Source organism: Curtobacterium sp. MCBA15_013 (assembly GCF_001865095.1).
Taxonomy (GTDB): Bacteria; Actinomycetota; Actinomycetes; order Actinomycetales; family Microbacteriaceae; genus Curtobacterium.
In genome coordinates, this window is record NZ_MJGQ01000027.1 from 2,880 (window position 1) to 3,636 (window position 757).

The 757-nt window shown below is 72.7% G+C and carries 1 protein-coding gene; it reads right to left on the minus strand.

The genetic code is table 11. The annotated features are described in order from the left end of the window. Positions 1 to 43: 43 nt before the first annotated feature. Complete coding sequence (locus BIV01_RS12740) at positions 44 to 565, minus strand: PH domain-containing protein (protein ID WP_070417322.1); 522 nt, start codon at positions 563 to 565, stop codon at positions 44 to 46. Between the last annotated feature and the right edge of the window lie 192 nt (positions 566 to 757).

The following is a 757-nucleotide window of genomic DNA, read 5'->3' on the forward strand; positions in this document are numbered from 1 at the left end:
GAGCGGGCGGCGGCGGGCCGGGTCGGAAGGTCATGCGGCCCTCCTAGAGCCCGGCGCGGCGGGACTCGGCGAGCTCGACGAGCCGGTCGCGCAGCTCGTCGGCGTCGGCGAAGGGGATGCCGGGGATCCGGACGTTGGTCGACGCGGCCGCCGTGACGAACTTCAGCTCGCTCATGCCGAGCACCCGGTCGAGCGGCCCGCGGTTGACGTCGACGAGCTGCATGCGGCCGTACGGGACGGCGGTGAACCGCTGCCACATCAGGCCGCGCCGGAGGACGAGGTCGTCGTCACGGAGGGCGTACCCGATCGCCCGCACGCGTCGCGGCGTCAGGATGGCCGTCACGAGGGTGACGATCGCGACCGCGATGCCGATCAGCGTCCAGACGGTGCCGGCCGTGCCGGAGAACCCGCCGCTGACGACGCCGATGATGACGCAGCCGGCGGTCACCACGAGCCCGATCACGATCGTCGTGACGAGCTCGGTCCAGACGAGCTTGGGCGACACCCGGGTCCAGGTGGTGCCGGTCAGTCCCAGACCGGGCTCGTCGAGTCGTTCACGCGGCATCGCGGGCCTCCTGCGGTCGGGTCGTGCTGGGCGGTGCGCCGGGTCGTGCCGCCCGGTGTCAGTGCGCCTGCGTCGTGCCGCCCCGGGGGAGGTCGTCATCGTCATCGTCCCCAGGAGGAGCGATGCACATGCGTTCGGCGACGAGTGCGCACACCGTCAACACGAGTCCACCCCCGACCGCCACGGCGTTCG

Excerpts from the sequence above, each read along its gene's own strand:
- BIV01_RS12740 (WP_070417322.1), bottom strand. The coding sequence starts at position 565 with ATGCCGCGTGAACGACTCGACGAGCCCGGTCTGGGACTGACCGGCACC.